This is a genomic window from Brevundimonas mediterranea (assembly GCF_014196125.1).
Classification (GTDB): Bacteria; Pseudomonadota; Alphaproteobacteria; order Caulobacterales; family Caulobacteraceae; genus Brevundimonas; species Brevundimonas mediterranea.
Map to the genome: position 1 here is coordinate 129,469 of NZ_JACIDA010000002.1, position 24,018 is coordinate 153,486.

The following is a 24,018-nucleotide window of genomic DNA, read 5'->3' on the forward strand; positions in this document are numbered from 1 at the left end:
TCAGTTGTCGGCCGGCACGCGCTGATCGGTGTTCGGGTTGACGGCGCCGGGCTTGCCCTCGGCGGCGGCCTCGGCCTGGTTTTCCTCCAGCTCGTCGGCGGCATTGCCGGCGCCGGTCTCGACCGCCCGCGCGGCCTTCATGGCCCCGGACTCGATGACTTCGCCCGCCTGGGCGGCGACTTCGCCGGTACGATCCGCAGCCGCCTCGGCTTTGGCTTCGGTCTTTTCCTGCTCGGCCTCTGTGCAGGCGGCGGCGCCCAGGGACAGGACGGCGGCGGCTGTCAGCAGGGCTTTTGTACGGATGGTCATGAGGTCTCTCCGGTCAAGGTTGTCGGCCGCTGAACGCGGCAGGACCGGGCCGGTTGCCAAAAGAGCTTCTGCGGGGTCGTTTGCCACAGACACAGCTCCAGGTCACAAAAGAAAACCCACAGTTGCTTTGCCGGCTATAAACATGGTTCCCTCTCTTAGGGAATATTCCCCAGGAGGAATGAAATGAAATTGTTCCGTTCGAGTTTCGCCCGGGTCAGCGCTGCCCTCGCGATGGCCGCTACTGCGTCGCTTGCTTCCGTGACTGTGGCGTCTGCCGATCCATCAGACCCTGTCTGCATCATGCCGCCCGAAGATTACTGCACATACTTGGGCGGCTATACCTACGGTACGACGGCTTGGAAGCAATGCTATCGCACCGCCAGCGCGCTATATTACGGCGAGTACTGCGGCGGCATTTGGTCATAAATTCCAATAGAACCTATCGGTCCGCTCTTTAAGGGCGGACCCTTTCCCTTGGGTATCGGAACTTATGAGAAGGTGGTGACTGGAGGCGGGATCGAACCGCCGACCTGTGGGTTATGAATCCACCGCTCTAACCATCTGAGCTACCCAGTCGCATCCCGTCTCCGGGCGTCCGCGAGGCCTGGGGCCAGCGCGAAAGAGGCGTGCCTATATCGCCGTCGGGCGCGCGGTTCAAGTCGTCTCGACGCAGATCGTGCGGCGATGCGGCGCAGGACAGGCCTCGGCGGGAACGGTAACGCTGAAGGGGTCGTTGCCGATGTCAGCCCCCAGTCCGTCCCCGATCCCCTCAAGACCTTGCCGGAGCTTCCCCCGCCATGCGCCTCATCGTCCTCGCCGCCTCGACCTCCCTGCTCGTCCTCGCCGCCGCCTGCGGCGCCAACGGCGAGAGCGCTCCGGCCTCAAGCCAGGCGGGCGCGGCGCTGGAGACCCGGCCGGCCAACAACCCCGACCAGCATCCCGCCTTCCCCGGCCAGACCCGGGCGCCGGGGGTGAAGACCGACGTCGCCCTTAGCCACAGCGTCGTCGCCTCGGGCCTGATGCATCCGTGGGGCCTGGCCCTCATGCCCGACGGACGCTGGCTGGTGACGGAAAAGCCCGGCCGACTGCGGATCATCACGGCCCAGGGACAGATCGGCGAACCGGTTCAGGGCCTGCCCCGCGTCGATGCGCGCGGCCAGGGCGGGCTGCTGGACGTCGTCACAAGCCCCGGCTTCGGCCAGGACCGGCTGATCTACTGGAGCTATTCGGAGCCTCGAGACGGCGGCAACGCCACCTCGGTCGCGCGGGGCCGCCTGTCCGACGACGGGGCGCGGGTGGAGGACGTCCAGGTCATCTTCCGCGCCCTGCCCGTCTATGACGGCGACAAGCATTTCGGCTCGTCCCTGGCCTTCGCGCCGGACGGCAAACTGTTCATCACCCTGGGCGAACGCTCCGACAGGCCGATGCGGGCGCAGGCCCAGGATCTGGGCTCGCACATGGGCAAGACCATCCGGATCAACGCCGACGGTTCGGTTCCCCAGGACAATCCCTTCGTCGGCCGCGCCGTCGCCCTACCCGAAATCTGGAGCCTGGGCCATCGCAACGTCCAGGGAATTGCCGTCCAGCCTGGAACGGGAGCGATTTGGACCATTGAGCACGGCACGCGCGGCGGCGACGAGGTCAATCTGGACAAGCCGGGCCTGAACTACGGCTGGCCCGACGCGGCTTACGGCGTGGAATATGCGGGCGGTCAGATCAACAGCGGCGCGACACAGAGGTCCGGCACCGAACAGCCGGTCTATTACTGGGACCCGGTCATCGCGCCGGGCGGGGCGACCTTCTATCAAGGCGCCATGTTCCCCGGCTGGGACGGCGATCTGCTGGTCGCCGGCCTGAAGGAAAAACACATCGCCCGGCTTGTGATCGAGAATGACCGCGTGGTCGGCGAAGAGCGGCTGCTGACCGACCTGGGTGAACGGATCCGCGACGTGGCCGTGGGACCGGACGGCGCCGTCTGGGCCATCACCGACGAGGACGACGGCAAGCTGGTCAGGCTGGCGGCCGCGCGGTAGTCTGCGCGCGGTCGGGGTCGTCCGAACGCCTCGGCGTTCCAATATGGAGATCCCCATGCGCAACGTCATTCTGTCGAGCCTGATCGCCCTGCCCCTGCTGGCGGCCTGCGGCACGACCAAGGGCGTCAACAGCTACCAGGCCGACATGGACGCCCTTGAGGCGGCCTGCACCGCACGTCAGGGCATACTGACGCCCACCGGACTGCAGAGCGGCCGGCCGGAGACCGACTACGCCTGTCGGATCACGGGCGTCACGAGCCGTATTCCGTCAAACTGAGCGACACCGGAGCGCCTCGTCTTCACGGACGCTCCGGGTCAGACGCACCGCCTTCGGCGTCTGTCGTCCTCGTCGTCATCGCCCCACATACGGCCGGCGACATGGCGGTCGCACCCGTTCACGCGGCTTATTACTTGACGTTGACGTAAACGTAGGGTTCTTGGCGTTCGAGCTTAGACCCGTCCTTTCCCCGACCGTCGCGCGACGCCCAATCTTCATTGGGCGCCGAGCGCAGGGGCCAAAAATGGAGACTCACGCCCATGGCTGACGCCTATATCTACGACGCCGTCCGCACCCCGCGCGGCAAGGGCAAGAAGGACGGCTCGCTGCACGAGATCACCGGCCTCAGCCTGGCGACCCAGGTTCTGGAGGCCCTGCGCGACCGCAACGACCTGGACACCTCCAAGGTCGATGACGTCATCCTGGGCTGCGTCACGCCTGTGGGCGAACTCGGCGCCGACATCGCCCGCACGGCGGTGCTGTCCGCCGGCTGGTCGCAATATACCGCCGGGGTTCAGGTCAACCGCTTCTGCGCCTCGGGCCTGGAAGCCGTAAACATGGCCACCGCCAAGGTGAAGTCCGGCGAGGCCGACTTCGCCGTCGGCGGCGGGGTCGAGGTCATGAGCCGCGTGCCCATGGGCTCGGACATGGGCGCCTGGCCCACCGACCCGTCCTCGGCCTTCCCGACCTATTTCGTGCCGCAAGGCGTGTCCGCCGACATGATCGCCACCAAATACGGCTTCAGCCGCGACGACGTGGACGCCTATTCGGTCGAGAGCCACAAGCGCGCCGCCAAGGCCTGGGCCGAGGGCCGGTTCAAGAAGTCGGTCATCGGCGTTAAGGATCAGCTGGGCCTGACCATCCTGGATCGTGACGAGACCATTCGTCCGAACACGGACATGCAGTCCCTGGGCGGCCTGAACCCGTCGTTCGCCATGATGGGCGAGATGGCCTTCGACAGCGTGATCAACCAACGCTACCCCGAGGTCGAGCGCGTCAACCACGTCCACACGCCGGGCAACTCGTCCGGCATCGTCGATGGTTCGGCAGGCGTGCTGATCGGCTCGCTGGAAGCCGGCCAGGCCTTGGGCCTGAAGCCGCGCGCCAAGATCCTGGGCGGCGCCTCGATCGGCTCCGAGCCGTCGATCATGCTGACCGGCCCGGAATATGTGACCCGCAAACTGCTGGGCAAGCTGGGCATGACGCCCGACGACATCGACGTGTGGGAGCTGAACGAGGCCTTCGCCGCCGTCGTGCTTCGCTACATGCAGGCCCTGAACATCGACCACGCCAAGATGAATGTGAACGGCGGCGGCATCTCGATGGGCCACCCCCTGGGCGCCACCGGCGCCATGATCACCGGCATCGCCCTGGACGAGCTGGAACGCTCGAACAAGTCGACGGCCCTGATCACCCTGTGCATCGGCGGCGGCATGGGCACCGCCACCGTCATCGAACGCGTCTGATCCGGAGCGAATGACTATGGAAAACTTCAAGATCGACATCGACGCGGACGGCATCGCCGTCATCGCCTTCGACGTCCCCGGCCGTTCGATGAACACCCTGACCAGCGCGGTCATGGCCGAGATCCCGGCACTGGTCGAACGGATCAAGACCGACGACGCCATCAAGGGCGCCGTCATCACCTCGGGCAAGGCGTCGGGCTTCTGCGCCGGCGCCGACCTGGGCGACATGGCCGGCGGCGTCCTGTCGGGCGGCGGCGACCTGCAGAAGGCGTTCGACGCCGGCTGGAAGCTGAACGGCGCCTTCCGCGCGCTGGAGACCTGCGGCAAGCCGGTGGCCGCGGCCATCAACGGCCTGGCCCTGGGCGGCGGGCTGGAGTTCACCCTGGCCTGCCACTATCGCGTGGTCGAGAACGACAACAAGATCCAGCTGGGCCTGCCCGAGATCAAGGTCGGCCTCTTCCCCGGCGGCGGCGGCACGCAGCGCCTGACCCGCCTGGTCGGCGTTCAGAACGCCATGATGGCCATGAGCGAGGGCAAGTCCTTCCGCCCCAACGACGCCAAGGGCGCCGGCATCGTTCATGAGGTCGTCGAAAAGGGTCAGTCGGTCGAGGCCGCCAAGACCTGGATCAAGAACGGGGGGAAAGCCGTGCAGCCGTGGGACGACAAGTCGTTCAAACTGCCCGGCGGCGGCCCCTATCACCCGGCCGGCATCCAGAACTTCATGGTCGGCAACGCCATGCTGCGCAAACAGTCCTACGGCAACTATCCCGCCGTGCTGAACCTGATGAAGGCCGTCTACGAGGGAACCCAGGTTCCGATGGACGCGGCCCTGCGGATCGAGACCCGCTATTTCATCAAGACCCTGATGACGCCTCAGGCCCAGGCCATGATCCGCTCGCTGTTCCTGTCCAAGCAGGAACTGGACAAGGGCGCCGTGCGTCCGGCCGGCGTGCCCAAGTCCGATCCGAAGAAGGTCTCGGTCCTGGGCGCCGGCATGATGGGCGCCGGCATCGCCTATGTGCAGGTCATGGCCGGCATCGAGACGGTGCTGATCGACCAGACCCAGGAAGCCGCCGACAAGGGCAAGGCCCATGTCGAGGAGTTGCTGAAGAAGCGTCTGTCGCGCGGTCAGATGACGCAAGACAAGTATGACGCCACCCTGGCCCTGGTCACGGCGACGACCGACTATGACCACATCAAGGGTTCGGACCTGGTGGTCGAGGCCGTGTTCGAAAGCCGCGAGATCAAGGCCGACGTCACAAAGCGCGCCGAGGCCCAACTGGTCGAGGGCGCCGTCTTCGGCTCCAACACCTCGACCCTGCCGATCACCGGCCTGGCCGAGGCCTCGGTCCGGCCCGAGGACTTCATCGGCATCCACTTCTTCTCGCCCGTCGACAAGATGATGCTGGTCGAGATCATCCTGGGCGAAAAGACGGGTCAGGCCGCCATCGCCAAGGCGCTGGACTATGTGCTGAAGATCAAGAAGACGCCGATCGTGGTCAACGACAGCCGCGGCTTCTACACCTCGCGCTGCTTCTCCACCTTCCTGATGGAAGGCATGGCGATGCTGGAAGAGGGTTACGGCCCGGCCCTGATCGACAATGTCGGGCGGATGACCGGCATGCCGCGCGGCCCGCTGGAGATGCACGACGACGTCGCCCTGGACCTGTCCTACAAGATCGCCAAACAGACGGCGCTGGACCTGGCCGACAAATATGTCCCGTCGGAAGGCGCCGACATCGTCGCCACCATGGTCGAGGGCGGACGCTTCGGCCGCAAGAACGGCAAGGGCTTCTACGACTACGACAGCAAGCCCAAGACGCTGTGGGCAGGCCTGCGCGAACTGGCGCCGACCACCAAGGGCATCGACAAGCCCGAGGAGGCGACCGCCTTTGCGCAGATCGACGAGCTGAAGACACGCCTGCTGTATCGCCAGGCCGTCGAGGTCGCCCGCTGCTGGGCCGAGGGCGTCATCGACGACCCGCGCGAAGCCGACCTGGGCGCCATCCTGGGCTGGGGCTTCGCGCCCTGGACCGGCGGCCCGATCAGCATGATCGACGGCATCGGCCTGGCCAAGTTCGTCGAGACGGCGGACCGCCTGGCCGCGACCTATGGCGACCGGTTCAAGGTTCCGGACCTGCTGCGCGAGATGGCGGCCAAGAACGAGACCTTCTACGGCAAGTTCGCCCCGGAGAAGGCCGCCGCCTGATCGGTTGCGGACAGGATTGAACGACGGAACGGGCGGCCTTCGGGTCGCCCGTTTTGGTTTGGGCCCTATCGCTCTTCCGCTCATCCCGGCGAAAGCCGGGACCCAGTTCTGTCGCTCGGCAGTGCGTTGGATCGCAACACGGATTCCGGGGGCGAGACAGATCGCCCAAAGTCCTGGGTCCCGGCTTTCGCCGGGATGAGCGGATGTATGGAAATTGGCCTCAAGTAGCGCGAACGCGCGATAGGCCAAGCAAAAAAGACCCGCCCGACACGAGGTCGGACGGGTCGCTCCGCCGCCCCTCGCGGGGTCGGTGGCGGGTCGCTTGGGGCGACGGAGTGTCTAGGAAGGCGAGACGGTCGTCAGCCTTCGAGATCCTGGCCTTCGTCCGGCTCGGGCGTGCCCAGCAGTTCGTCGGCGATTTTGCTGGTCGAGGCGCGCACGGCCTTTTCGATCGAGGCCGCGATGTCCGGGTTCTGTTTCAGGAACTCGCGGACGTTCTCGCGGCCCTGGCCGATCCGGGTCGAGTCATAGCTGAACCAGCTGCCCGACTTCTCGATCACCCCGGCCTTGACGCCCAGGTCGATAATCTCGCCCAGTTTGGAGATGCCCTCGCCGTACATGATGTCGAAGATGACCTCGCGGAACGGCGGGGCGACCTTGTTCTTGACCACCTTGACCCGGGTGGTGTTGCCGACCACCTCGTCCCGGTTCTTGATCGCGCCGGTGCGGCGGATGTCCAGACGCACCGAGGCGTAGAACTTCAGCGCATTGCCGCCCGTCGTCGTCTCGGGCGAGCCGTACATGACGCCGATCTTGTGACGGATCTGGTTGATGAACAGGACGATGCAGTTCGACTTGGAAATGGAGGCGGTCAGCTTGCGCAGCGCCTGGCTCATCAGACGCGCCTGAAGGCCGGGCAGGCTGTCGCCCATCTCGCCCTCGATCTCGGCGCGCGGGGTCAGGGCGGCGACGGAGTCGACAACCACGATGTCCACGGCGCCGGAGCGCACCAGGGTGTCGACGATCTCGAGCGCCTGTTCGCCGGTGTCCGGCTGGGACACCAGCAGATCATCCAGGTTCACGCCCAGCTTCTGGGCGTAGCCGGGGTCCAGCGCGTGTTCGGCGTCGACGAAGGCGGCGGTGCCGCCGGCCTTCTGAACCTCGGCCACCGTATGCAGGGCCAGGGTCGTCTTGCCCGAGGATTCAGGGCCGAACACCTCGATCACCCGTCCGCGCGGCAGGCCGCCGATGCCCAGCGCCATATCCAGGCCCAGGGATCCGGTGGACACCGAGGGGATCACATCGGCGACCCCGCCCTTGCCCAGTTTCATCACCGAACCCTTGCCGAAGGCGCGATCAATCTGGGCGATCGCCGCCTCCAGGGCCCGTTGCTTGTCGCCGTCTTCCTTGCCCACCAGTTTCAAAGCCGCCTGTGCCATTGCCTTCGTCTCCCTTGCCATGATTCCCGTCAGAAGCTTGGGAGAGACCCGCCATGGACCCGCCCCCGTTTTTGTGAGGCCGACTATGTGCACGGTTTGTTCCAGTTCACAAGATGTTCTCATCCGGAACCCATGAGAACATCCGAATTCTACGTCCGATTTTGACGCATCAGGGAACGGCGACCGGCGCCTCAGCCGCCGGCTCGGCATGGCGGGCCGCCAGGGACAGGCCGCAGCCCAGGATCAGCATGGCCGCCGCCAGCCCGGCCAGGGTGTGGCGCGCGCTTCCCGCACCCGGGGCCAAGGGCCGGGCCAGGGCGACGATCAGCACGGCGATCAGGCCCAGCGCGCCCGGCTGGTCCATCCCCACGCCCAGGAAGACGAAATGGCCCAGCCCCGCCAGCCAGCCGCCGACGACCCCGGTGGCGACCGCCGCGGGCGCCAGGGCGGCCCATCGCTCCAGCCGCGCCCCGATCCCCGCCGCCAGGGCCGCTGCGCCGGCCGCCGCCAGCCCGGTCCAGACGAACAGCAAGGCCGCCTCGGGCGCCACGGCCTGAACCAGCACGCCCAGGATCAGCACCAGGACGATGGCTCCCAGCCAGCCGCCCCAGACCGTCTCGTCCTCGCCGCCAGGCCACAGGCTCAGACCCACGGCGACCAGGGCCGCGCCCAGCACCACCGGATCGAACCCGCCCAGGCCCGTGGCCAGAACCGCCGCCGCGGCGATCACCCCCGCCAGCAGACGCCGCCCGATCAGGGCCCGCCCCGCCAGCAGGGCGAACATCACCCCCAGCACGGCCAAGCCTACGCCCGCCTCCATCCAAGGCAGGCGGCGCAGCAGGACATAATAGGTCTCGGCCGATTCGATCCGGCCACCGACCGGCCCGGCCAGAACCCGCACCGCCTGGGCCACGACGATCCCGGCGGCCAGCAGCCAGACGCCCCCGCTCAGCCCCTTGCCGAACTGACGCAAGGTCAGGCCCGTGGCGTGACGCGCGCCCCAGGCGGCGAAACCGGTCAACAGAAAGGCCAGACCCAGCAGCCCCCACCCCGTCCCCGGCCCGTGCCGCAACACCCCCAGGCCGAAGACATCGGCGTAGACGGCGTTCTGCGTGGCCTTCGGCAGGACGGGCGCCCGCACCAGGGCGTCGGTCATTTCCAGCGCCTGGGATCCGATATGTTGCAGACTGCCCTGGTCCAGGGCGTCCGGCGTCGAACTGGGCGAATGGTACTGGGCCGGCCGACCGATGAAGGCCAGGTTGATCCCGGCCAGGCCCCGGTCGGCGGCCAGGGTGAAGTCGGTGCCGTTGGGCATCAGCCGATAGACGAAGATGGCCAGGGCGTTGCTGGCCGCGCCGCCGTCCGCCCGGCGCGTCGCCCGAGCGTAAAGGTCGATGGTCTGGGCGTTGCCGGGGCCGGTCTCGAACATCATGGCCCGACCGCCGCCGCCGCGCGCCTCCAGGTTCACCACCGCCCCGACCCGACCCCGCAACGGATGTTCGCTGAAGAAGGCCCGCGCCCCGTCCAGGTTCAGCTCCTCCCCGTCGGTGAGCAGCACGACAAGCCCTCGGTCCGCCGGTCCGCGCGCCCTGATCGCCCGCACCGCCTCCAGCACCGCCGCCACGCCGCTGGCGTCGTCAGCGGCGCCGGGCGAGCCCGGCACGCTGTCGTAATGGGCCATCAGCACCACGACGGGCAGGCTGGGGTTCCGGCCCGGCAGGACGCCGACCAGATTGACCACCGACAGGCCCTCGACCGACTCGCCCCGGTCCTCGATCCGGCGCACGGCGGCGGGCGACAGGGCCCCGGCCTGGAGCGTGGGCGCCAGGCCCAGCTGCGCCATTCGGCCCTGCAGATAGGCCTGGACCAGGGCGTGATCGGTCGAACCTATGGGACGGGGGGAGCGCGCCATGACCCGCACGTCCGCCATGGCCCGCTCCGCCGAAAATCCGGACGCGGCGGCGCTTGTCGGCGCGGGCCGAGGCGTCTGTGTCGTGATCACGGCCAACCCCAGCGCAGCCGCCAGGGCCGTCAACAACAAGACCAGCCGCATTAGATGCATCCCCCGAGGCGTCATCGCGCCAATAGGGCCGAGCTGGCGTCATTTCGCAAGTGCGGGGTCAGGGACGCGTCCGGTTCCGTTCGACCCGGTTGCCGGTCGCCCCGTCGCCGTCGTCGGCGCTGGACCCGAACGGATAGCCGGCGTCATCGCCGCAATAGGACCGGTTCCCCTCGCGCGCGCCCACCACCACCGTCCGGGGGCGCAGCCAGCCGACGCCGGAAAACACATTATCCGTGATCTGATTATAGGACGGCGTCTGGTGCCGGATCACCCCGTCCTCGCCGCAGTTGCGGTACAGGAAGACCCCGCCGCGACCGCCCAGGGCGAAGCGGTTGCCGATGATCCGATTGGCGCCCGATCCGTCCACGGCGATCTGTTCACGCCCGGTGCGAATGGTGAAGTCATTGTCCTGGATCACCGTTCCGGCGCTCTCGGCGTCCAGATAGACGGCCGTCGAGACCGACCGGCCCGAAAAGCGCGAGCGCGTCACCATGGTCTGCGTCACCCCCGGCCCGACATAGAGGGGAATGGTCCCTACCCCCTCGAACCGCACCCGCTCCAGCATCGTGCCCAGGGGCGCAGCGCTCTGGGCCGCCGTCGTGTGATCGGGCGTCCGTGACGAGGCCAGCAGGTCGCGCATCGATCCGCCCGCCCCCATGCCCCATATCCGCACATTTCCGACGACGGTGCAGTTTCGCACATAGGTCTGGACCGGACGGCTCCAGCCGTCGCCCTGCCGCCGCGACCAGATCGCCACCGTCGGCGTCTGTGACGTCGCCTCGCGCGGCGGTCGGATCACCCCGCCGCCGCAGTCGATCCCCGCGCCCGAGGTCTCGGCCCCCTCCATCAGAACAGGCCGCCGCACGGCGACGCCCGCCAGGTCGGCGCGGCACGTCAGGCGATAGGCTTGATCGGACGGGGCGGTCAGGTCGCGCACCTCGGCCGGAGTGCAGGCCCGCGCGCCTGCGGGATCGCCCGCCTGAACCGCCGCCAGCAGGATCAGGCCGCTCCACATCTCAGGGCAGGGGAACAGCCAGAGCCGCGCGCTCGGCCGCGCAGCCGGGATTGGTCCGCCCCGTCGCCCGCGCCGCCGCCAGTTCGTCGCGCGCTGCGGCGATCTCGGCGTGGAAATCCGGGGTCGCGGCGATTTCAGCGACGACGGCCCGCCCCAGCGCCTCGCCCGCCAGCCCATCGCTGGGATAGTCCATGGCGCAGATCTGGCGGCTCAGGTCGATCTCATGGCCGATGCGCCGCACCGCCGCCGCCCGCTCCGGCGCGATCAGGGCCAGGGCCTCGGCATAGGCGGTTCCCAACGCCGCACCGGCGGAGGGCGCGGACGGGCTGCGTCGCATCGCCGGCGTCAGGGTCTGGCAAGCCCGGCGCGCGGAATCCTCGGCGACCGGACGGGCGCGCTCGCTGCGCGCCTGGGCCAGCACGACCGCCGCCTGGGCGTCATGAAAGACCGTGGCCATCATCCGGTCCAGCGTCGGCGTCTCGGCCGAGCCCAACCGCACCCCCAGGGCGCAGTCGAAATGCTGAAGCGCCAGCGGCGGGCGCAGTTCGGCATGGGCGGTCGCCATCAGCCAGCGGTCCGAATCCTCCAGAGCCTTGAACCGCGCCGAAGCCGCCCGGTCGGCCGCATCCTGCGGCGATCCCTCGGCGGGCGCGGGCATAACAGCCTGGGCTAACCGCGCGACAAGGCCGGGCGACAGATAGCCTTCGTCGGTCGCGCTGAAGATCGGACGGGGCGAAGGCCGCTCGGCCGGGGCGCAGGCCGCCAAAGGCAGGATCGAAGGCAGGATCACCGTCGCCGCGATCAGGGCGGCGACCGGTCTCACAGACCCGCGCTCCAGCTCAGTTGCACCGAGGTCTCGCCGCCGGCGCCCGGCGCCGCCACCACCTGAAGATTGGTCGCGCCCGCCTGGCCGCCCGCCGCGCCATAGGCTCGGGCGTCGCCCTGGTTCATGCCCATGACCGAGGTCAGGCCCGCCTCCTCGGCGCGGGTGCGATAGAAGGCCACCACCTCGTCGGGCGTTGCGGCGGTGGTGAAGGTGACCAGCCCGCCCTCGCCGTCCGGCCCGGCGGCGGTCGTCGCCGGCTGGTCCAGGGCGGCGCCGGGATACAGGGCGGCATAGGCGGGCGCGCCGGGTGCAGCGGGGATATCCGCCGTCATCGCCTCGGGCGCAGGCGCAGCCTCTCCCTCCGACGGCGAAGCCGGGGCGGTCATTTGGTCAGGGGCGGCGAGGGAGGCCTGGGCCGGCGCCTTTTCGGTCCTGGACCGGTCGTCGCAACCTGCAAGGCAAAGCAAGACTAAGGCGGCCGAGGCCGCCAGACGGCGTATCATCGGGGAATCGTCCCTTGGACCCATGGTCAAGGCGCCACCGTGGCGCAAGGATGCGGCGGCAGCAAGGCGTCGGCGTCAATCGTCGTGTTCGGTGCGGCTCTGGGCGTCAGCCGAGGCCCGTCCTTCTTCGGCCAAGGTCTCGTTGATTTCGAGCGAGTCAGGGTCGTCGTCTGACCCGCTGGCCGACCCGCCGCGCAGCGAGCCGGCGCGGGTGTCCGATCCCGAGTCGCTACCGTCCAACGCCTCGATCAAGGCGTCCGCCTTGTGCCCCAGGTCCGGCTTTTCGCCCATATCGGCGGCTTCGCGGGCATCCTCGCACTCGGCTTCGGTCTTTTCGGCGTCAACGTCCGTCATGGCTCATGTCTCCGGGTTCGTCGGAGGTAAAGCGCCCGACCCGGTTGCGGTTCCCCGCTCCCTGCCCTTGAACCTCGGCCGTCAACCCCGATCTAGGCGTCATGATCCCGTTCTCAGTTCTCGACCTCTCCCCCATCGTCGAAGGCGGCGACGCCCGCCGCGCCCTGGATGAAACCCTGGCCCTGGCCCAGGCCGCCGACCGGCTGGGCTATGAGCGGTTCTGGCTGGCCGAGCACCACAACATGCCCGGCATCGCCAGCGCCGCGACGGCCCTCGTCATCGGCCATGTGGCGGCGGGGACGCAGCGGATCCGCGTCGGCTCAGGCGGCGTCATGCTGCCCAACCACGCCCCTCTGGTGGTGGCCGAACAGTTCGGCACCCTGGAGACCCTGCACCCCGGCCGGATCGACCTGGGCCTGGGCCGCGCGCCGGGCAGCGACGGCGCCACCGTTCGCGCCCTGCGCCGCTATTTCGAGGGCGCCGAACAATTCCCGCGCGACGTGGTCGAACTGATCCAGTGGTTCGAGCCGGCCTCGGACAATCAGCCCGTCCGCGCGGTCCCGGGCGCCGGCCTGCGCGTGCCCATTTGGCTTCTCGGCTCCAGCCTGTTCAGCGCCCAGCTGGCCGGCCAGCTGGGCCTGCCCTACGCCTTCGCCAGCCATTTCGCGCCCGAACTGCTGCTGGAGGCCCTGGCGCTTTATCGCCGTAGCTTCACCCCGTCTGGCCGGCTGGCCCAGCCCTACGCCATGGCCGCGATCAACGTCTTCGCCGCCGATACGGACGCGGAGGGCGTGCGCCTGTCCACCTCGATGCAACAGAGTTTCGCCCGCCTCTCCACCGGCAAGCCGGGCAAGCTTCCGCCGCCCGTCGACGACATCGCCGCCATCCTGACCCCGCAGCAGATCGAGGGGGCGCGCAGCCGCCTGCTCTATTCCGCCGTCGGCGGGCCGGACACGGTGCAAAAACAGCTGTCGGACTTCATCGCCCTGACCGGCGTGGATGAATTGATGGTCACCGGCATGGCCTTCGACAACGCCGCCCGTATCCGCAGCCTGGAGATCGTGGCGGAGGCTCGCGAACGGATGGAGACGGCGGAAGCGGCCTGATTGGCCGGTTCACTCCAGTCCGGTCAGAAACGCCAGCAGCAGCCCATTCACCTCATCCGGCCGCTCCTGCTGAATCCAGTGGCCGGCGCCGGACAGGACGACCGAACGGGTCAGGTTTGGAACCCAGTCCTTCAGCCCCGCTTCGGCCGAGCCGGCGTAATGCCGCACCGGGTCGTCCTCGCCGACGATGAACAGGGCCGGCTGGAGAATCTGCTGATCCTGCACGAAGGCGGTCAGCGACCAGTTCAGGTCGATGGCCCGATACCAGTTCAGCGGCCCGTCGAAGCCGCCGGCCGTGAAGGCTTCGACATATTCGGCGAAATGGGCGGCGCTCATCCACGGCGGCAGGTCGGCGCCGTCGTCTATACTGTCCAGCAGGCCGAGGCCGCGCGCCATGAAGCCGGTCGCCCGTTTCGCAGCCGGGGTGGCCCCGTCATAGGCCCAGAACAGTTTCCTCAGCGTCGTCGCCGGATCGACCTCCAGCGCCAGATGGGCGTCCGCCGCCTGGAACCGGCTGATATAGAGATCGCCCATACCGGCCCGCTCGGACAGGATGGCCATGACGGTCGTCGGCGGGCCCTGGGGCCGACGCGGCTGGAAGGGCACGGACAGACCGGCCACCGCCGTGAACAGATCGGGCCGCAGCAGGGCGCAATGCCAGGCGACCGGCGCGCCCCAGTCGTGGCCCACGACGACGGCGCTCTGTTTGCCCAGCGCCCGGACCAGATCGACCATGTCCCCGACCAGATGCAGGATCGAACAGACGTCGACGCCCTTGGGCTTGTCCGTGCCGCCGTATCCGCGCATGTCCGGCGCCACAACGTGATATCCCGCCGCCGACACGGCCTCGACCTGGACCCGCCAGCTGATCCCCAGTTCGGGGAAACCATGGATCAGCAGGACCAGTGGCGCGTTGGGGTCTTCGAACCCCGCCTCCAGCACCTGTTGGACAAGGCCGTCGGTCTTGATAAGCCGGGTGCGCATTCCAACCTCCCCATCCCTAGCCAAGGCGGCCTATGCCGCTCTCATCGAACAGGACGGACATGACCCGCCTCGTCACCTTTGCAGACGGTACGACCGTTCCCGCCCTGGGCCAAGGCACCTGGGAGATGGGCGACGATCCCGCCTGGCGCGACGAGGAGCAACAGGCCCTGGCGCGCGGCATCGACCTGGGCCTGACCCTGATTGACACGGCCGAGCTGTACGGCGACGGCCGCTCCGAACGGCTGGTGGGCGAGGTCATCGCCGGGCGCCGCGACGAGGTCTTTCTGGTCTCCAAGGTCCGGCCCGACAACGCGTCGGAAATGAAGATGATGCTGGCCTGCGAGAAGTCGCTGGAACGGCTGGGGACCGACCGGCTGGATCTGTATCTGCTGCACTGGGAAGGCCATGTGCCGCTGGAGGAGACGGTCGAGGCGTTTCGCGAACTGGTCGATGAGGGGATGATCGCCCGCTGGGGCGTGTCCAATCTGGATCTGCGCGCCATGGAGCGGCTGATGGAGATCGAGGGGGCCGAGGACTGCGCCGTCAACCAGCTGCTCTATAATCTGGGCTCACGCGGGGTGGAGTTCGATCTGCTGCCGTGGATGCAGGCGCGCGACATGCCGATGATGGCCTATTCCCCCCTGGGCCGCGGCGAGTTGCTGGAACAGCCCCTGATCCGCGACATCGCCAACCGCCACAGCGCCGACCCGGCCCAGGTCGCCCTGGCCGCCGTCCTGCGCCACGACGGGGTCATCGCCATCCCCAAGGCCAGCTCGGTCGAACACGTCGAGGCCAACGCCGACGCCCTGGAGATCCAGTTCGACCTCGAGGACATCGAACGCCTCGACGAAGCCTTCCCCCCGCCCACGCGCGAGACGCCGCTGGATATCATCTGAGGCAAGGGACACGGCCGACCCCCGGCCGCGTCCCTTGCCACGGCGTGATTTAACGGTTGCCGCCGGCCACAGCGATGATTTCACCGGTGATCCAGGCGCTGTCTGACGAGGCCAGGAAGACGGCCACAGGCGCGATGTCAGACGGCTGACCCATGCGGCCGAGCGGGGTCTGGGCGACCATCTGGGCCTCCAGTTCCGAGCCGATGATGCCCGTGGCGTGCGTGCCCTCGGTCTCGACGGCGCCGGGCGCGATGGCGTTGACCCGGATCTTGCGCGGGCCAAGCTCTTTGGCGAGCACGCGGGTGATCGAGTCCACGGCGGCCTTGGTGGCCGTGTACACCGAGGCGGTCGGAATATCGACGGTGGTGGCGCTCGAGCTGATGTTGATCACGCTGCCGCCGTCGGGACCGAAGCGCTTGGCCGCCTCGCTAGTGGCCAGCAGCAGGCCCAGAACATTGGTGTCGAACTGGCGGCGGTACTCGGCCTCGGTAAAGTCCTCAATCGGCGCGAAGGCATAGACGCCGGCGTTGTTGACGAGGATGTCCACGGCGCCGAACGCCTTCTGGGTCTCGTCGAACAGCCGCGTGACATCGTCGCTGCTGGCCACCGACGCCTGGACGGCGATGGCCTTGCCGCCGGCGGCGGTGATCTCGGCCACGACCTTGTCGGCCCCTTCGCGGCTGGAGGCGTAGTTGACCGCCACTGCGGCGCCCTCGGCGGCCAGGGCCTTGGCGATGGCCGCGCCTATGCCCTTGGACGCCCCGGTGACGACGGCGGTCTTGCCTGAAAGCTTGCTCATGATCTCTCTCCGGTCGCCTTCAGCGGCGAACGGTTTGATACTTAGATAACCATCGAAGTGATTCAATAAGCGAGGCCGTTGATTTTCTGAAAGCCGCCTCAGATTTCGGCGAGCTGGGCCAGATAGGCGTTCAGAACGTCGCGCTGCAGCACCAGGAAGGCGAACTTGCCCTGCCGGCAGATCTGGATCAGGCCGGCGGTCTCAAGCTCCTTCATATGGTGCGAGAAGGTGGGGGCGCTGACCGCCACGAGTTGGGCGACCGCGCCGCAGGGGGCGGGTTCGCTGGTCGCGCCGATTTCCTTGAGGATCTGACGGCGGCGCGGCTCCGCCAGGGCCTTGGCGATCAGGTTCACCTGGCGTTCGTCCAGCACGATGCGCGGCGCGTCTTCCATAGGGCTCATATGCGGTGCGAGAGCGCCTGACGCAAATGGGTTCGCGGCCTATGGGAGACGGGGTCGCGACGACACATCGATCGTCAGATCGACTACCCGCTCCCGATCAACTCCAACAGCCGCGCCCGCGCCTCCCCGGCATAGCGCGACGCCGGGCCCCGCCCCCAGACCGGATCGGGCCACAGGCCGTCGTCACGACGTCGGCCGACGACATGGACGTGCAGCTGGGCCGTCACATTGCCGATAGCCCCCACGTTCAGCTTCTCGACCGGCCCCAATCGCCGCACCAGCGCCCCGGCCCGCACCGTCTCCTCCATCAGCATGGCCCGCTGTTCGATGCTCAGGTCTTCCAGCTCCACCGCCCCCTCGACACGCGGGATCAGGATCAGCCAGGGAAACCGCGCGTCGTCCTGCAGCCGCACATGGCACAGCGGCCATTCGGCGGCGGCGACCGATCCGGCCTCGAAGGCGGGCGCGACGACAAACCCCATGCTCAGTTCAGTCCGTAGATGACGCAGGCGCTGTCGGTCATGACCTGCAACGGCGGCTGAAGCGCCAGCCGTGCGGCCTCGATCTGAGCCTCGCTCGGCGCTCCGCCCGCCATCTCGGCAACTGGCGCAGGCACACGAACCGCCAAACGTGGCGGCGGCGGAGCGTTAACGCGCGACCCCGTCACCATCATCTCGTCCACCGTCGTCTCCTGCCCACCCCCGGCGGCATAGGCGGGCCAGCCCGCCAGGACGTCGGTCTGGCAGACCCGGCCCGACGGATCGATGATCTTGACCCGGCCCAGGGTCGCGCCCGCATTGGTCGCCGCCGCCTCGGCCCGGCGCCGCGCATCCTTCATCGCCTCGGCCTGCAGATTGGCCTTCCAGCTGTTCTCTGGATCCAGCTGGAAATTCACCTGGCCGATCGACGTCGGGCGCGAGGCCACGATGGTGGCGTACACCCGCTCGATCAGGCTCACGTCGCGGACCGTCACATTGACCGAGGCGTCGGCCTGATAGCGCGCCACCCGGTCGGCGCGGGTGTTGTCGCGCATCACCCCGTTCTCGTCGCGGTACTGATCATACAGGGGCCGAGTAGTGACGCTGGTCTCGACCCGCACCTTGTCCGCCCCATAGGCCGACAGAGACTGGCTCAGCGCCCGCACCTGATCGGCGGCGGCCCGCGAGGCCTCGGCGACGCTGCGGTCTACCGACTGGAAGCTGGCGGAGACGAAGGCGCGGTTGGCCTGGAGTTCGACCCGCACCTCGCCGACCGAGGCGATGACCGGGTCGCGCATCCACCAGGGCGCGGGAATATAGCGGTCGCCGATGGTCGCGGGCGGGGCCTGGGCCAGGGCGGGAGCGGCGACGACGACGGGGGCGGCGCCCAGCAGCAGGGCCAGGGCAAGGGAACGGCGCATCGAAATCCTCCGGTTTGCGCCCGACTTTCGCAAGCCAGACCAAGGCCGTAAAGCGAGGTTCTTGCGACAGCCGCGAGAGGGGTCTAGACCGCCCGCACGATTAATCCCCTTTCGCACACGCAATAAACGGAGACATCCATGGCTCGCGCGAAGATCGCTCTCATCGGCGCCGGCATGATCGGCGGCACCCTGGCCCATGTGGCCGCGCGCGAAGCGCTGGGCGACGTCATCCTGTTCGACATCGCTGAAGGCACCCCCCAGGGCAAGGCGCTGGACATCGCCGAAGCCACCGCCGTCTTCGGCTCAGACGTGGCCCTGAAGGGCGCGAACGAGTACGCCGACATCGCGGGCGCCGACGTCTGCATCGTCACCGCCGGCGTGCCGCGCAAGCCGGGCATGAGCCGCGACGACCTGATCGGCATCAACCTGAAGGTCATGAAGGCCGTCGGCGAGGGCATCAAGGCCCACGCCCCCAACGCCTTCGTCATCTGCATCACCAACCCGCTCGACGCCATGGTCTGGGCCCTGCAGAAGTTCTCGGGCCTGCCCAAGGAGAAGGTCGTCGGCATGGCCGGCGTGCTCGACTCGGCGCGCTTCGCCTATTTCCTGGCTGAAAAGACCGGCGTGTCCGTTCAGGACATCCACGCCTGGACCCTGGGCGGTCACGGCGACGACATGGTGCCGATGGTGCGCCACTCGACCGTCGGCGGCCTGCCCCTGCCGGACGCCGTCAAGGCCGGCTTCCTGTCGCAGGACGAGTTGGACGCCATCGTCGACCGCACCCGCAAGGGCGGCGGCGAGATCGTCGCCCTGCTGAAGACTGGCTCGGCCTTCTATGCGCCGGCTGAATCGGCCATCGCCATGGCCAAGTCCTATCTGCTGGACCAGAAGCGCGTCCTGCCCTGCGCCGTCTGGCTGTCGGGCGAATACGGCCTGTCCGACCTCTACGTCGGCGTCCCGGCCCTGATCGGCGCCGCCGGCGTCGAGAAGGTGATCGAGTTCACCACCAACGACGAGGAAAAGGCGATGTTCGAAAAGTCCGTCGCCTCGGTCCAGGGCCTGCTGCAGGCCTGCAAGGATATCGACGCCTCGCTGGTTTAAGCGATCGTCCAGATCGAATGACGAAGGGCCTGCGGATCGCTCCGCAGGCCCTTTTTCTTTGCACTCACAGACCTTCCCCCGCTTGCGGGGGAAGTGTCAGCTCGTCGAGCGCAGCGAGACGGCTGACGATGGGGGAAGTCTTCTTCCAGCCAAGCAAGACTCCCCTCTCCGAGCCTGGTCCGCTGCGCGGACGCCGGCCCACCTCTCCCGCAAGCGGGAGAGGGTCTGCTGTCACTCCCGCACGTGGGCCAGCCAGTCCTTGCTCTGCATCTCGTTGAAGCGCGACACGGTCCGTTCGAACTCGAACGCCCCCACCCCTTCGGTATAGAGGGCCTCGGGCCGGGCGGCGGCCAGGACGATCAGCTTGGTCTTGGCCTCGTACAGGGCGTCCACCAGGGTCACCAGACGCCGCGCCTCGTGGTGGTTGGCCGAACTCAGGATCGGCACATCCTCCAGAAACAGGGTGTGGAACCGTTCGGCGATGGCCAGATAGTCCTGCGGCCCCAGCGGCCGGCCGCACAGGTCCGCGAAACTCGCCCGCGCCATCGAGCCGACCGTCCGTTCGATCACCACGTCGCGACCCAGCACGGTCAGGTGCGCCGGTTCTTCCGGCTCGCCCCCCTTCAGTTCGCGCCAGAGTTCCTCGAACCCGGCCCGGTCGTCCGGCGTATGCCAGATCTCGGCCGCACTCAGCCGGTCCAGCCGCCAGTCGCGCGCCCCCGCCGTCTGCACCACGGCGCAGCGGTCGCGGATGATGTCGATGAAGGGGGTGAAGAGCTGGCGGTTGATGCCGTTCTTGTACAGGTCCTCGGGCGCCCGGTTCGAGGTGATGGCCAGCACCACCTTATCCTCGAACAGGGCCTCGAACAGCCGGCCCAGGATCATGGCGTCGGCGATGTCCGTCACCTGAAGTTCGTCGAAACACAGCAGCCGGGCTTCGGACGCGATCAGCCTGGCGATGGGGGGAATGGGGTCGTCGCCCTTATGAGTCCCGAACACGGCCTTGCGGGTCTTCGCATCCCCCTCGCGCCACTGGCGCACCAGGTCGTGGATCCGGGCCATGAAGGCGTGGAAATGAGCGCGCGTTTTCCGGGGCTCAGGCGTGGCCGAATAGAACAGGTCCATCAGCATGGACTTGCCCCGCCCCGGCGGCCCCCACAGATAGATCCCCTTCACCTCGGGCGGCCGTCCGAACAGGCCGCGCCGGGCCAGATCGGTCTCCAGCCGCTCCAGGGCGACCAGCACCTGGTCTTGCGCCGGATCGGGCGTCAGCACGCCCTCTTCCACGCGGATGTCGTAGGCGTTTCGGATGCGGGAGGTCATGAGCCCCTGCTTAAAGTCCCCGCCGGCGAAAAGCGATTGCTTCGCGGCTGCGAACGCCTAAATGCACACCACACAACACATCGCGCTCAAGCAGCGAGGCCCCGTGGGCCGAGCGATAGCGCGTCCGAAGGACCAATCATCATGGGTTATCGCGTCGCGATCGTCGGGGCCACGGGCAATGTGGGCCGCGAAATGCTGAACATCCTCGAGGAGCTGGAATTCCCCGTCGATGAAATCCACGCCATCGCCTCGCGCAAGTCCAAGGGGGTCGAGGTCTCGTTCGGCGACAAGACCATCAAATGCCAGGACATCGAACAGTTCGACTTCTCCAAGGTCGACCTGGTCCTGATGTCGGCCGGCGGCGAGGTGTCGCGCGCCTGGTCCGAGAAGATCGGCAAGGCCGGTCCCATCGTGATCGACAACTCCTCGGCCTTCCGCAAGGACCCGGACGTGCCCCTGATCGTGCCGGAAGTGAACCCGGACGCGGTCAAGGACGCCAAGAAGAAGAACATCATCGCCAACCCCAACTGCTCGACCATCCAGCTGGTCACGGCGCTGAAACCCCTCCACGACGCGGCCAAGATCAAGCGGGTGGTGGTCTCGACCTATCAGTCGGTGTCCGGCGCCGGCAAGGAAGGCATGGACGAGCTGTGGAACCAGACCAAGGCCATCTACGGCCTGGGCGACGCGCGTCCCAAGAAGTTCCCCAAACAGATCGCCTTCAACGTCATCCCCTATATCGGCTCCTTCCTCGAGGACGGCTCGACCGACGAGGAGCAGAAGATGTCGGACGAGACGCACAAGATGCTGGACCCCGACATCAAGGTCACCGTCACCTGCGTGCGCGTGCCGGTCTTCGTCGGCCACTCCGAGGCCGTGAACATCGAGTTCGACCGCCCCATCGCCCCGGACGAGGCCCGCGCCATCCTGCGCGAGGCGCCGGGCGTGCTGGTGATCGATAAGCAGGAGCACGACGGCTATATCACCCCCGTCGACGCCGCCGGCGAACACGCCGTCTATGTCAGCCGCATCCGCAAGGATCCGACCGTCGAGAACGGCCTGAACCTGTGGATCGTGTCCGACAACCTGCGCAAGGGCGCCGCCCTGAACGCCGTCCAGATCGCCCAGCTGCTGGACGAGACGGGGGTGATCACCTCGTCGTCGGGGTATCGTTCGATCACGGTGTAAACCGCTCCTCTTAGCTTTCGTCATCCTCCGGCAAGCCGCGTCTTCGCGGCGCAGACCGGGGGACCCAGCGGCGCCGAAGGCGAAATCCATCCGCCGCTGGGTACGAAAGACCTCTTCTGCGACAGGTTCGCGCTCTCGCGCGCCGCTGGGTCCCCCGGTTCCGCTTCGCGGCCCGGAGGATGACGAAAGTAAAATCAGGTGCGCTCCCCATGACCGCCGCCCCCCTCCCCAACGACCCGCGTCCGGTCGCCACAGCCATCGCCTGCTACAGCCTGTGGGGCCTCTTGCCGCTGCTGTTCATGGCCCTGGCGGCCCACGGGTTCGGCGCACCCGAGATCCTGGCGCACCGGGCCGTCTGGTCGGTCTTCGTGGCGGGCCTGTTCCTGCTGCTGGCGGGCCAGTGGGGCGAGGCGCGGCGGGTGCTGGCCACGCCGCGCACCCTGGCCTGGCTGGCCCTGTCGGCGGCGATGATCGCCACCAACTGGAGCCTGTACGTCTTCGCCACCACCCATCATGCGACGCTGGAGGCCAGTCTCGGCTATTATATCAATCCGCTGCTGAATATGGCGGCGGGGGCGGTGTTGTTCCGTGAACGGATCGACCGCTGGAGCGCCGTCGCCATCGGCCTCGCCGCCGTTGGGGTCGTCATCCAGACCATCGCCCTGGGCCATGTGCCGATCATCGGCCTGACCCTGGCCGTCACCTTCTGCGCCTATGCGGTGATCCGAAAGCGGGTGCCCGCCTCGGCCCAGACCGGTCTGTTCGTCGAATGTCTGGTGCTTCTGCCCTTCGGCGCCCTGTTCCTGGCCTGGCTGGCGACGCACGGCCAGGCTACGGGTTTCGCCTCCCCCGCCGGTCTGGCATGGGCCCTGGTCAACGGCCCGGCGACGGTCATCCCCCTGGTGTTGTTCGCCTGGTCGGCGCGGCGTCTGCCCCTGTCCACCATCGGCTTCATCCAGTTCCTGGCCCCGACGCTCCAGTTCGCCTGCGGCGTCTGGGCGGGCGAGGCCCTGACGCCGCTGCGCATCGTTTCCTTCGGCTTCATCTGGGCCGGAGCGGGGGTGTTCGCGATCGGCGCCGCGCGGCGGTCGCGCGCCGCAAGGCGCGCCGTCGTCCTGTCCGAAACGGTCTAGAGCGCGCCGTATAGCGCCTCCAGCAGCCGCCGGGGGCGAGGGTCGCCGATCAGGTGCGGCGACTGACGCGTCATCACATAGGCGGCCGACAGCCGGCGCGACGGGTCGGCCATGGCCATCGACCCACCCCAGCCGTAGTGGCCGAAAGACTCGCCTGGCCCGAAGACGTTCAGCCCGTCATTGCGCATCAGGCCCGCCGCCCAGCTGATCACATAGGGCAGCACCTTGTCCGGGCCGTGGATCCGTTCGCGCGTCAACTGGTCCAGCGTCCGCGCCGACAGTACCGACCGGCCGGCCAGCATTCCGCCGTTTGCGACCACGCCCAGCATCCGCGCCAGGCCCAGGGCCGTGCCGTGCAGATTGGCGGACGGAATCTCCATCTTGCGCCATTCGGCCGACCCCCGCCCGCCAGGGGCCGAGCCCCGGTCCAGGAAGGCCGCTTGTTTGATCGGATCGACCACGCCCAGGCTGGGCGCCGCCGTCGGCTTCCTCATCTGCGCCACGCGCGCATGTTCGCTTTCCGGCAGGCCAATCCACAGATCCAGCTCAGGGAAGTCCTGGCGCAGCGCCTGGCCCATGCTCCGCCCCGTCGCGCGGCGAAACACCTCATTGGCCAGATAGCCGACCGTGACGGGGTGATAGCCCGAGGCCGTCCCCGGCGCCCACATCGGCGCCTGGGCCGCCAGCCGGGCCAACACGGCGGGCACATCGAACCAGATTGTCGGATCAACCGCCTCGGAAAAGCCCGGCAGACCCGCCTGATGGCTCATCAACTGGGCCACGGTCACGTCCGCCTTGCCCGCCGCCCCGAACTCGGGCCACAGCGAGGCGACCGTCTGGTCATAATCGACCTGCCCCGCCTCGACCGCCGTCGCCATCAACAAGGCCATCACCGCCTTGCCCGTCGAGAAGACCGAGGTCAGGGTCGCATCCGTGAACGGCGTCGTCTTCGCCGTGTCTGCATGCCCCGCCCACAGATCGACGACCGTCTCCCCGTCGATCAGCACGCTGAACCGCGCCGCCTGCTCGTTCAGCCCCTCGGGCGCGTCGGTGAAGTTGGCGGCGAAGGCGTCCCGCACAGCCTCGAAACCGGGAGCGCAGACGCCTTGGATGTCGATGGGATCGGTCATGGCGTGGTCCTAGCGCGACCGCCGCCCACGAAAAAGGCCTCCCGCCGAAACAGGAGGCCTCAATT

The 24,018-nt window shown here is 68.1% G+C and carries 24 protein-coding genes and 1 tRNA gene; 10 read left to right on the top strand and 15 right to left on the bottom strand.

The features are described from left to right. Entirely contained in the window at nucleotides 1-309 is a 309-nt protein-coding gene (locus GGR11_RS09585) for a hypothetical protein (protein ID WP_183196537.1), read from the bottom strand. Between the two features lie 183 nt (nucleotides 310-492). Here GGR11_RS09585 and GGR11_RS16650 point away from each other — a divergent pair, with 183 nt between their 5' ends. Further along, the gene (locus GGR11_RS16650) at nucleotides 493-735 is read left to right on the top strand and encodes a hypothetical protein (RefSeq protein ID WP_221205238.1); all 243 of its coding nucleotides are present in this window, start codon (nucleotides 493-495) and stop codon (nucleotides 733-735) included. Between the two features lie 73 nt (nucleotides 736-808). On the opposite strand, the gene GGR11_RS09590 is transcribed toward GGR11_RS16650, so the two are convergent. Continuing rightward, nucleotides 809-885: transfer RNA gene (locus GGR11_RS09590), tRNA-Met, on the bottom strand. Between the two features lie 221 nt (nucleotides 886-1,106). Here GGR11_RS09590 and GGR11_RS09595 point away from each other — a divergent pair. The 4 genes from GGR11_RS09595 (at nucleotide 1,107) to GGR11_RS09610 (ending at nucleotide 6,294) form a co-directional block, all read left to right on the top strand. Next, entirely contained in the window at nucleotides 1,107-2,342 is a 1,236-nt protein-coding gene (locus GGR11_RS09595) for a PQQ-dependent sugar dehydrogenase (RefSeq protein WP_183196538.1), read from the top strand. A 55-nt stretch (nucleotides 2,343-2,397) separates the two neighbouring features. Further along, nucleotides 2,398-2,619 carry a hypothetical protein gene (locus tag GGR11_RS09600; RefSeq protein WP_183196539.1) on the top strand — a complete coding sequence of 74 codons (222 nt, stop codon included), beginning with the start codon at nucleotides 2,398-2,400 and terminating at the stop codon, nucleotides 2,617-2,619. 260 nt (nucleotides 2,620-2,879) lie between these two features. Then, entirely contained in the window at nucleotides 2,880-4,085 is a 1,206-nt protein-coding gene (locus tag GGR11_RS09605) for an acetyl-CoA C-acetyltransferase (protein WP_183196540.1), read from the top strand. Nucleotides 4,086-4,101: 16 nt separating this feature from the next. After that, complete coding sequence (locus GGR11_RS09610; RefSeq protein ID WP_183197808.1) at nucleotides 4,102-6,294, top strand: 3-hydroxyacyl-CoA dehydrogenase NAD-binding domain-containing protein; 2,193 nt, start codon at nucleotides 4,102-4,104, stop codon at nucleotides 6,292-6,294. Between the two features lie 359 nt (nucleotides 6,295-6,653). On the opposite strand, the gene recA is transcribed toward GGR11_RS09610, so the two are convergent. From recA to GGR11_RS09640, 6 genes are all read right to left on the bottom strand, one after another. Next, on the bottom strand, nucleotides 6,654-7,733 hold the full coding sequence (gene recA / locus GGR11_RS09615; protein ID WP_008261712.1) for a recombinase RecA: 1,080 nt from the start codon (nucleotides 7,731-7,733) through the stop codon (nucleotides 6,654-6,656). A 169-nt stretch (nucleotides 7,734-7,902) separates the two neighbouring features. Further along, on the bottom strand, nucleotides 7,903-9,786 hold the full coding sequence (locus GGR11_RS09620) for a M20/M25/M40 family metallo-hydrolase (protein WP_183196541.1): 1,884 nt from the start codon (nucleotides 9,784-9,786) through the stop codon (nucleotides 7,903-7,905). A gap of 67 nt (nucleotides 9,787-9,853) precedes the next feature. Next, nucleotides 9,854-10,810 (bottom strand): right-handed parallel beta-helix repeat-containing protein, encoded by a 957-nt coding sequence (locus GGR11_RS09625; RefSeq protein WP_183196542.1) that lies wholly within the window; start codon nucleotides 10,808-10,810, stop codon nucleotides 9,854-9,856. Between the two features lies 1 nt (nucleotide 10,811). Next, complete coding sequence (locus GGR11_RS09630; protein ID WP_183196543.1) at nucleotides 10,812-11,633, bottom strand: phosphatase PAP2 family protein; 822 nt, start codon at nucleotides 11,631-11,633, stop codon at nucleotides 10,812-10,814. After that, a complete protein-coding gene (locus GGR11_RS09635; RefSeq protein ID WP_221205239.1) occupies nucleotides 11,630-12,022 on the bottom strand; it encodes a hypothetical protein in 393 nt (130 codons plus the stop codon). The genes GGR11_RS09630 and GGR11_RS09635 overlap by 4 nt, the downstream gene beginning before the upstream one ends. Nucleotides 12,023-12,214: 192 nt before the next feature. Further along, the gene (locus tag GGR11_RS09640) at nucleotides 12,215-12,493 is read right to left on the bottom strand and encodes a ribonuclease (RefSeq protein ID WP_183196544.1); all 279 of its coding nucleotides are present in this window, start codon (nucleotides 12,491-12,493) and stop codon (nucleotides 12,215-12,217) included. Between the two features lie 101 nt (nucleotides 12,494-12,594). Between GGR11_RS09640 and GGR11_RS09645 the strand changes: the two genes are divergently transcribed. Next, on the top strand, nucleotides 12,595-13,599 hold the full coding sequence (locus tag GGR11_RS09645) for an LLM class flavin-dependent oxidoreductase (RefSeq protein WP_183196545.1): 1,005 nt from the start codon (nucleotides 12,595-12,597) through the stop codon (nucleotides 13,597-13,599). 9 nt (nucleotides 13,600-13,608) lie between these two features. On the opposite strand, the gene GGR11_RS09650 is transcribed toward GGR11_RS09645, so the two are convergent. After that, nucleotides 13,609-14,583 (bottom strand): alpha/beta fold hydrolase, encoded by a 975-nt coding sequence (locus GGR11_RS09650; protein WP_183196546.1) that lies wholly within the window; start codon nucleotides 14,581-14,583, stop codon nucleotides 13,609-13,611. Between the two features lie 59 nt (nucleotides 14,584-14,642). On the opposite strand from GGR11_RS09650, the gene GGR11_RS09655 reads away from it, so the two are divergent. Further along, on the top strand, nucleotides 14,643-15,479 hold the full coding sequence (locus GGR11_RS09655) for an aldo/keto reductase (RefSeq protein WP_183196547.1): 837 nt from the start codon (nucleotides 14,643-14,645) through the stop codon (nucleotides 15,477-15,479). 49 nt (nucleotides 15,480-15,528) lie between these two features. On the opposite strand, the gene GGR11_RS09660 is transcribed toward GGR11_RS09655, so the two are convergent. From GGR11_RS09660 to GGR11_RS09675, 4 genes are all read right to left on the bottom strand, one after another. Continuing rightward, nucleotides 15,529-16,278, bottom strand: a complete 750-nt coding sequence (locus tag GGR11_RS09660; RefSeq protein WP_183196548.1) for a glucose 1-dehydrogenase — start codon at nucleotides 16,276-16,278, stop codon at nucleotides 15,529-15,531. Between the two features lie 98 nt (nucleotides 16,279-16,376). Beyond that, a complete protein-coding gene (locus GGR11_RS09665; RefSeq protein WP_425485672.1) occupies nucleotides 16,377-16,670 on the bottom strand; it encodes an ArsR/SmtB family transcription factor in 294 nt (97 codons plus the stop codon). A 92-nt stretch (nucleotides 16,671-16,762) separates the two neighbouring features. Beyond that, nucleotides 16,763-17,161 carry an HIT domain-containing protein gene (locus tag GGR11_RS09670; protein WP_183196550.1) on the bottom strand — a complete coding sequence of 133 codons (399 nt, stop codon included), beginning with the start codon at nucleotides 17,159-17,161 and terminating at the stop codon, nucleotides 16,763-16,765. 2 nt (nucleotides 17,162-17,163) lie between these two features. Next, nucleotides 17,164-18,078, bottom strand: coding sequence for an SIMPL domain-containing protein (locus GGR11_RS09675; RefSeq protein ID WP_183196551.1), 915 nt, complete (start codon nucleotides 18,076-18,078; stop codon nucleotides 17,164-17,166). A gap of 138 nt (nucleotides 18,079-18,216) precedes the next feature. On the opposite strand from GGR11_RS09675, the gene mdh reads away from it, so the two are divergent. Continuing rightward, entirely contained in the window at nucleotides 18,217-19,179 is a 963-nt protein-coding gene (gene mdh, locus GGR11_RS09680; RefSeq protein WP_183196552.1) for a malate dehydrogenase, read from the top strand. Between the two features lie 231 nt (nucleotides 19,180-19,410). Here the strand turns inward: mdh and zapE are convergent, their stop codons facing one another. Next, entirely contained in the window at nucleotides 19,411-20,502 is a 1,092-nt protein-coding gene (gene zapE, locus GGR11_RS09685) for a cell division protein ZapE (protein ID WP_183196553.1), read from the bottom strand. 141 nt (nucleotides 20,503-20,643) lie between these two features. Here zapE and GGR11_RS09690 point away from each other — a divergent pair, with 141 nt between their 5' ends. Both GGR11_RS09690 and rarD read left to right on the top strand, forming a co-directional pair. Continuing rightward, on the top strand, nucleotides 20,644-21,690 hold the full coding sequence (locus GGR11_RS09690; protein ID WP_183196554.1) for an aspartate-semialdehyde dehydrogenase: 1,047 nt from the start codon (nucleotides 20,644-20,646) through the stop codon (nucleotides 21,688-21,690). Between the two features lie 209 nt (nucleotides 21,691-21,899). Further along, nucleotides 21,900-22,823: an EamA family transporter RarD gene (rarD, locus tag GGR11_RS09695; RefSeq protein WP_183196555.1), complete on the top strand. Its 924-nt coding sequence runs from the start codon at nucleotides 21,900-21,902 to the stop codon at nucleotides 22,821-22,823. Here the strand turns inward: rarD and GGR11_RS09700 are convergent. Next, entirely contained in the window at nucleotides 22,820-23,953 is a 1,134-nt protein-coding gene (locus GGR11_RS09700; protein WP_183196556.1) for a serine hydrolase domain-containing protein, read from the bottom strand. The genes rarD and GGR11_RS09700 overlap by 4 nt on opposite strands. Nucleotides 23,954-24,018 lie beyond the last annotated feature (65 nt).

What these genes read in the sequence shown, in the direction of transcription:
- GGR11_RS09585 (WP_183196537.1), bottom strand. Translation starts at nt 309, where the DNA reads ATGACCATCCGTACAAAAGCCCTGCTGACAGCCGCCGCCGTCCTGTCC.
- GGR11_RS16650 (WP_221205238.1), top strand. Translation starts at nt 493, where the DNA reads ATGAAATTGTTCCGTTCGAGTTTCGCCCGGGTCAGCGCTGCCCTCGCG.
- GGR11_RS09595 (WP_183196538.1), top strand. Translation starts at nt 1,107, where the DNA reads ATGCGCCTCATCGTCCTCGCCGCCTCGACCTCCCTGCTCGTCCTCGCC.
- GGR11_RS09600 (WP_183196539.1), top strand. Translation starts at nt 2,398, where the DNA reads ATGCGCAACGTCATTCTGTCGAGCCTGATCGCCCTGCCCCTGCTGGCG.
- GGR11_RS09605 (WP_183196540.1), top strand. Translation starts at nt 2,880, where the DNA reads ATGGCTGACGCCTATATCTACGACGCCGTCCGCACCCCGCGCGGCAAG.
- GGR11_RS09610 (WP_183197808.1), top strand. Translation starts at nt 4,102, where the DNA reads ATGGAAAACTTCAAGATCGACATCGACGCGGACGGCATCGCCGTCATC.
- recA (WP_008261712.1), bottom strand. Translation starts at nt 7,733, where the DNA reads ATGGCACAGGCGGCTTTGAAACTGGTGGGCAAGGAAGACGGCGACAAG.
- GGR11_RS09620 (WP_183196541.1), bottom strand. Translation starts at nt 9,786, where the DNA reads ATGCGGCTGGTCTTGTTGTTGACGGCCCTGGCGGCTGCGCTGGGGTTG.
- GGR11_RS09625 (WP_183196542.1), bottom strand. Translation starts at nt 10,810, where the DNA reads ATGTGGAGCGGCCTGATCCTGCTGGCGGCGGTTCAGGCGGGCGATCCC.
- GGR11_RS09635 (WP_221205239.1), bottom strand. Translation starts at nt 12,022, where the DNA reads ATGACCGCCCCGGCTTCGCCGTCGGAGGGAGAGGCTGCGCCTGCGCCC.
- GGR11_RS09640 (WP_183196544.1), bottom strand. Translation starts at nt 12,493, where the DNA reads ATGACGGACGTTGACGCCGAAAAGACCGAAGCCGAGTGCGAGGATGCC.
- GGR11_RS09645 (WP_183196545.1), top strand. Translation starts at nt 12,595, where the DNA reads ATGATCCCGTTCTCAGTTCTCGACCTCTCCCCCATCGTCGAAGGCGGC.
- GGR11_RS09650 (WP_183196546.1), bottom strand. Translation starts at nt 14,583, where the DNA reads ATGCGCACCCGGCTTATCAAGACCGACGGCCTTGTCCAACAGGTGCTG.
- GGR11_RS09655 (WP_183196547.1), top strand. Translation starts at nt 14,643, where the DNA reads ATGACCCGCCTCGTCACCTTTGCAGACGGTACGACCGTTCCCGCCCTG.
- GGR11_RS09660 (WP_183196548.1), bottom strand. Translation starts at nt 16,278, where the DNA reads ATGAGCAAGCTTTCAGGCAAGACCGCCGTCGTCACCGGGGCGTCCAAG.
- GGR11_RS09665 (WP_425485672.1), bottom strand. Translation starts at nt 16,670, where the DNA reads ATGGAAGACGCGCCGCGCATCGTGCTGGACGAACGCCAGGTGAACCTG.
- GGR11_RS09670 (WP_183196550.1), bottom strand. Translation starts at nt 17,161, where the DNA reads ATGGGGTTTGTCGTCGCGCCCGCCTTCGAGGCCGGATCGGTCGCCGCC.
- GGR11_RS09675 (WP_183196551.1), bottom strand. Translation starts at nt 18,078, where the DNA reads ATGCGCCGTTCCCTTGCCCTGGCCCTGCTGCTGGGCGCCGCCCCCGTC.
- mdh (WP_183196552.1), top strand. Translation starts at nt 18,217, where the DNA reads ATGGCTCGCGCGAAGATCGCTCTCATCGGCGCCGGCATGATCGGCGGC.
- zapE (WP_183196553.1), bottom strand. Translation starts at nt 20,502, where the DNA reads ATGACCTCCCGCATCCGAAACGCCTACGACATCCGCGTGGAAGAGGGC.
- GGR11_RS09690 (WP_183196554.1), top strand. Translation starts at nt 20,644, where the DNA reads ATGGGTTATCGCGTCGCGATCGTCGGGGCCACGGGCAATGTGGGCCGC.
- rarD (WP_183196555.1), top strand. Translation starts at nt 21,900, where the DNA reads ATGACCGCCGCCCCCCTCCCCAACGACCCGCGTCCGGTCGCCACAGCC.
- GGR11_RS09700 (WP_183196556.1), bottom strand. Translation starts at nt 23,953, where the DNA reads ATGACCGATCCCATCGACATCCAAGGCGTCTGCGCTCCCGGTTTCGAG.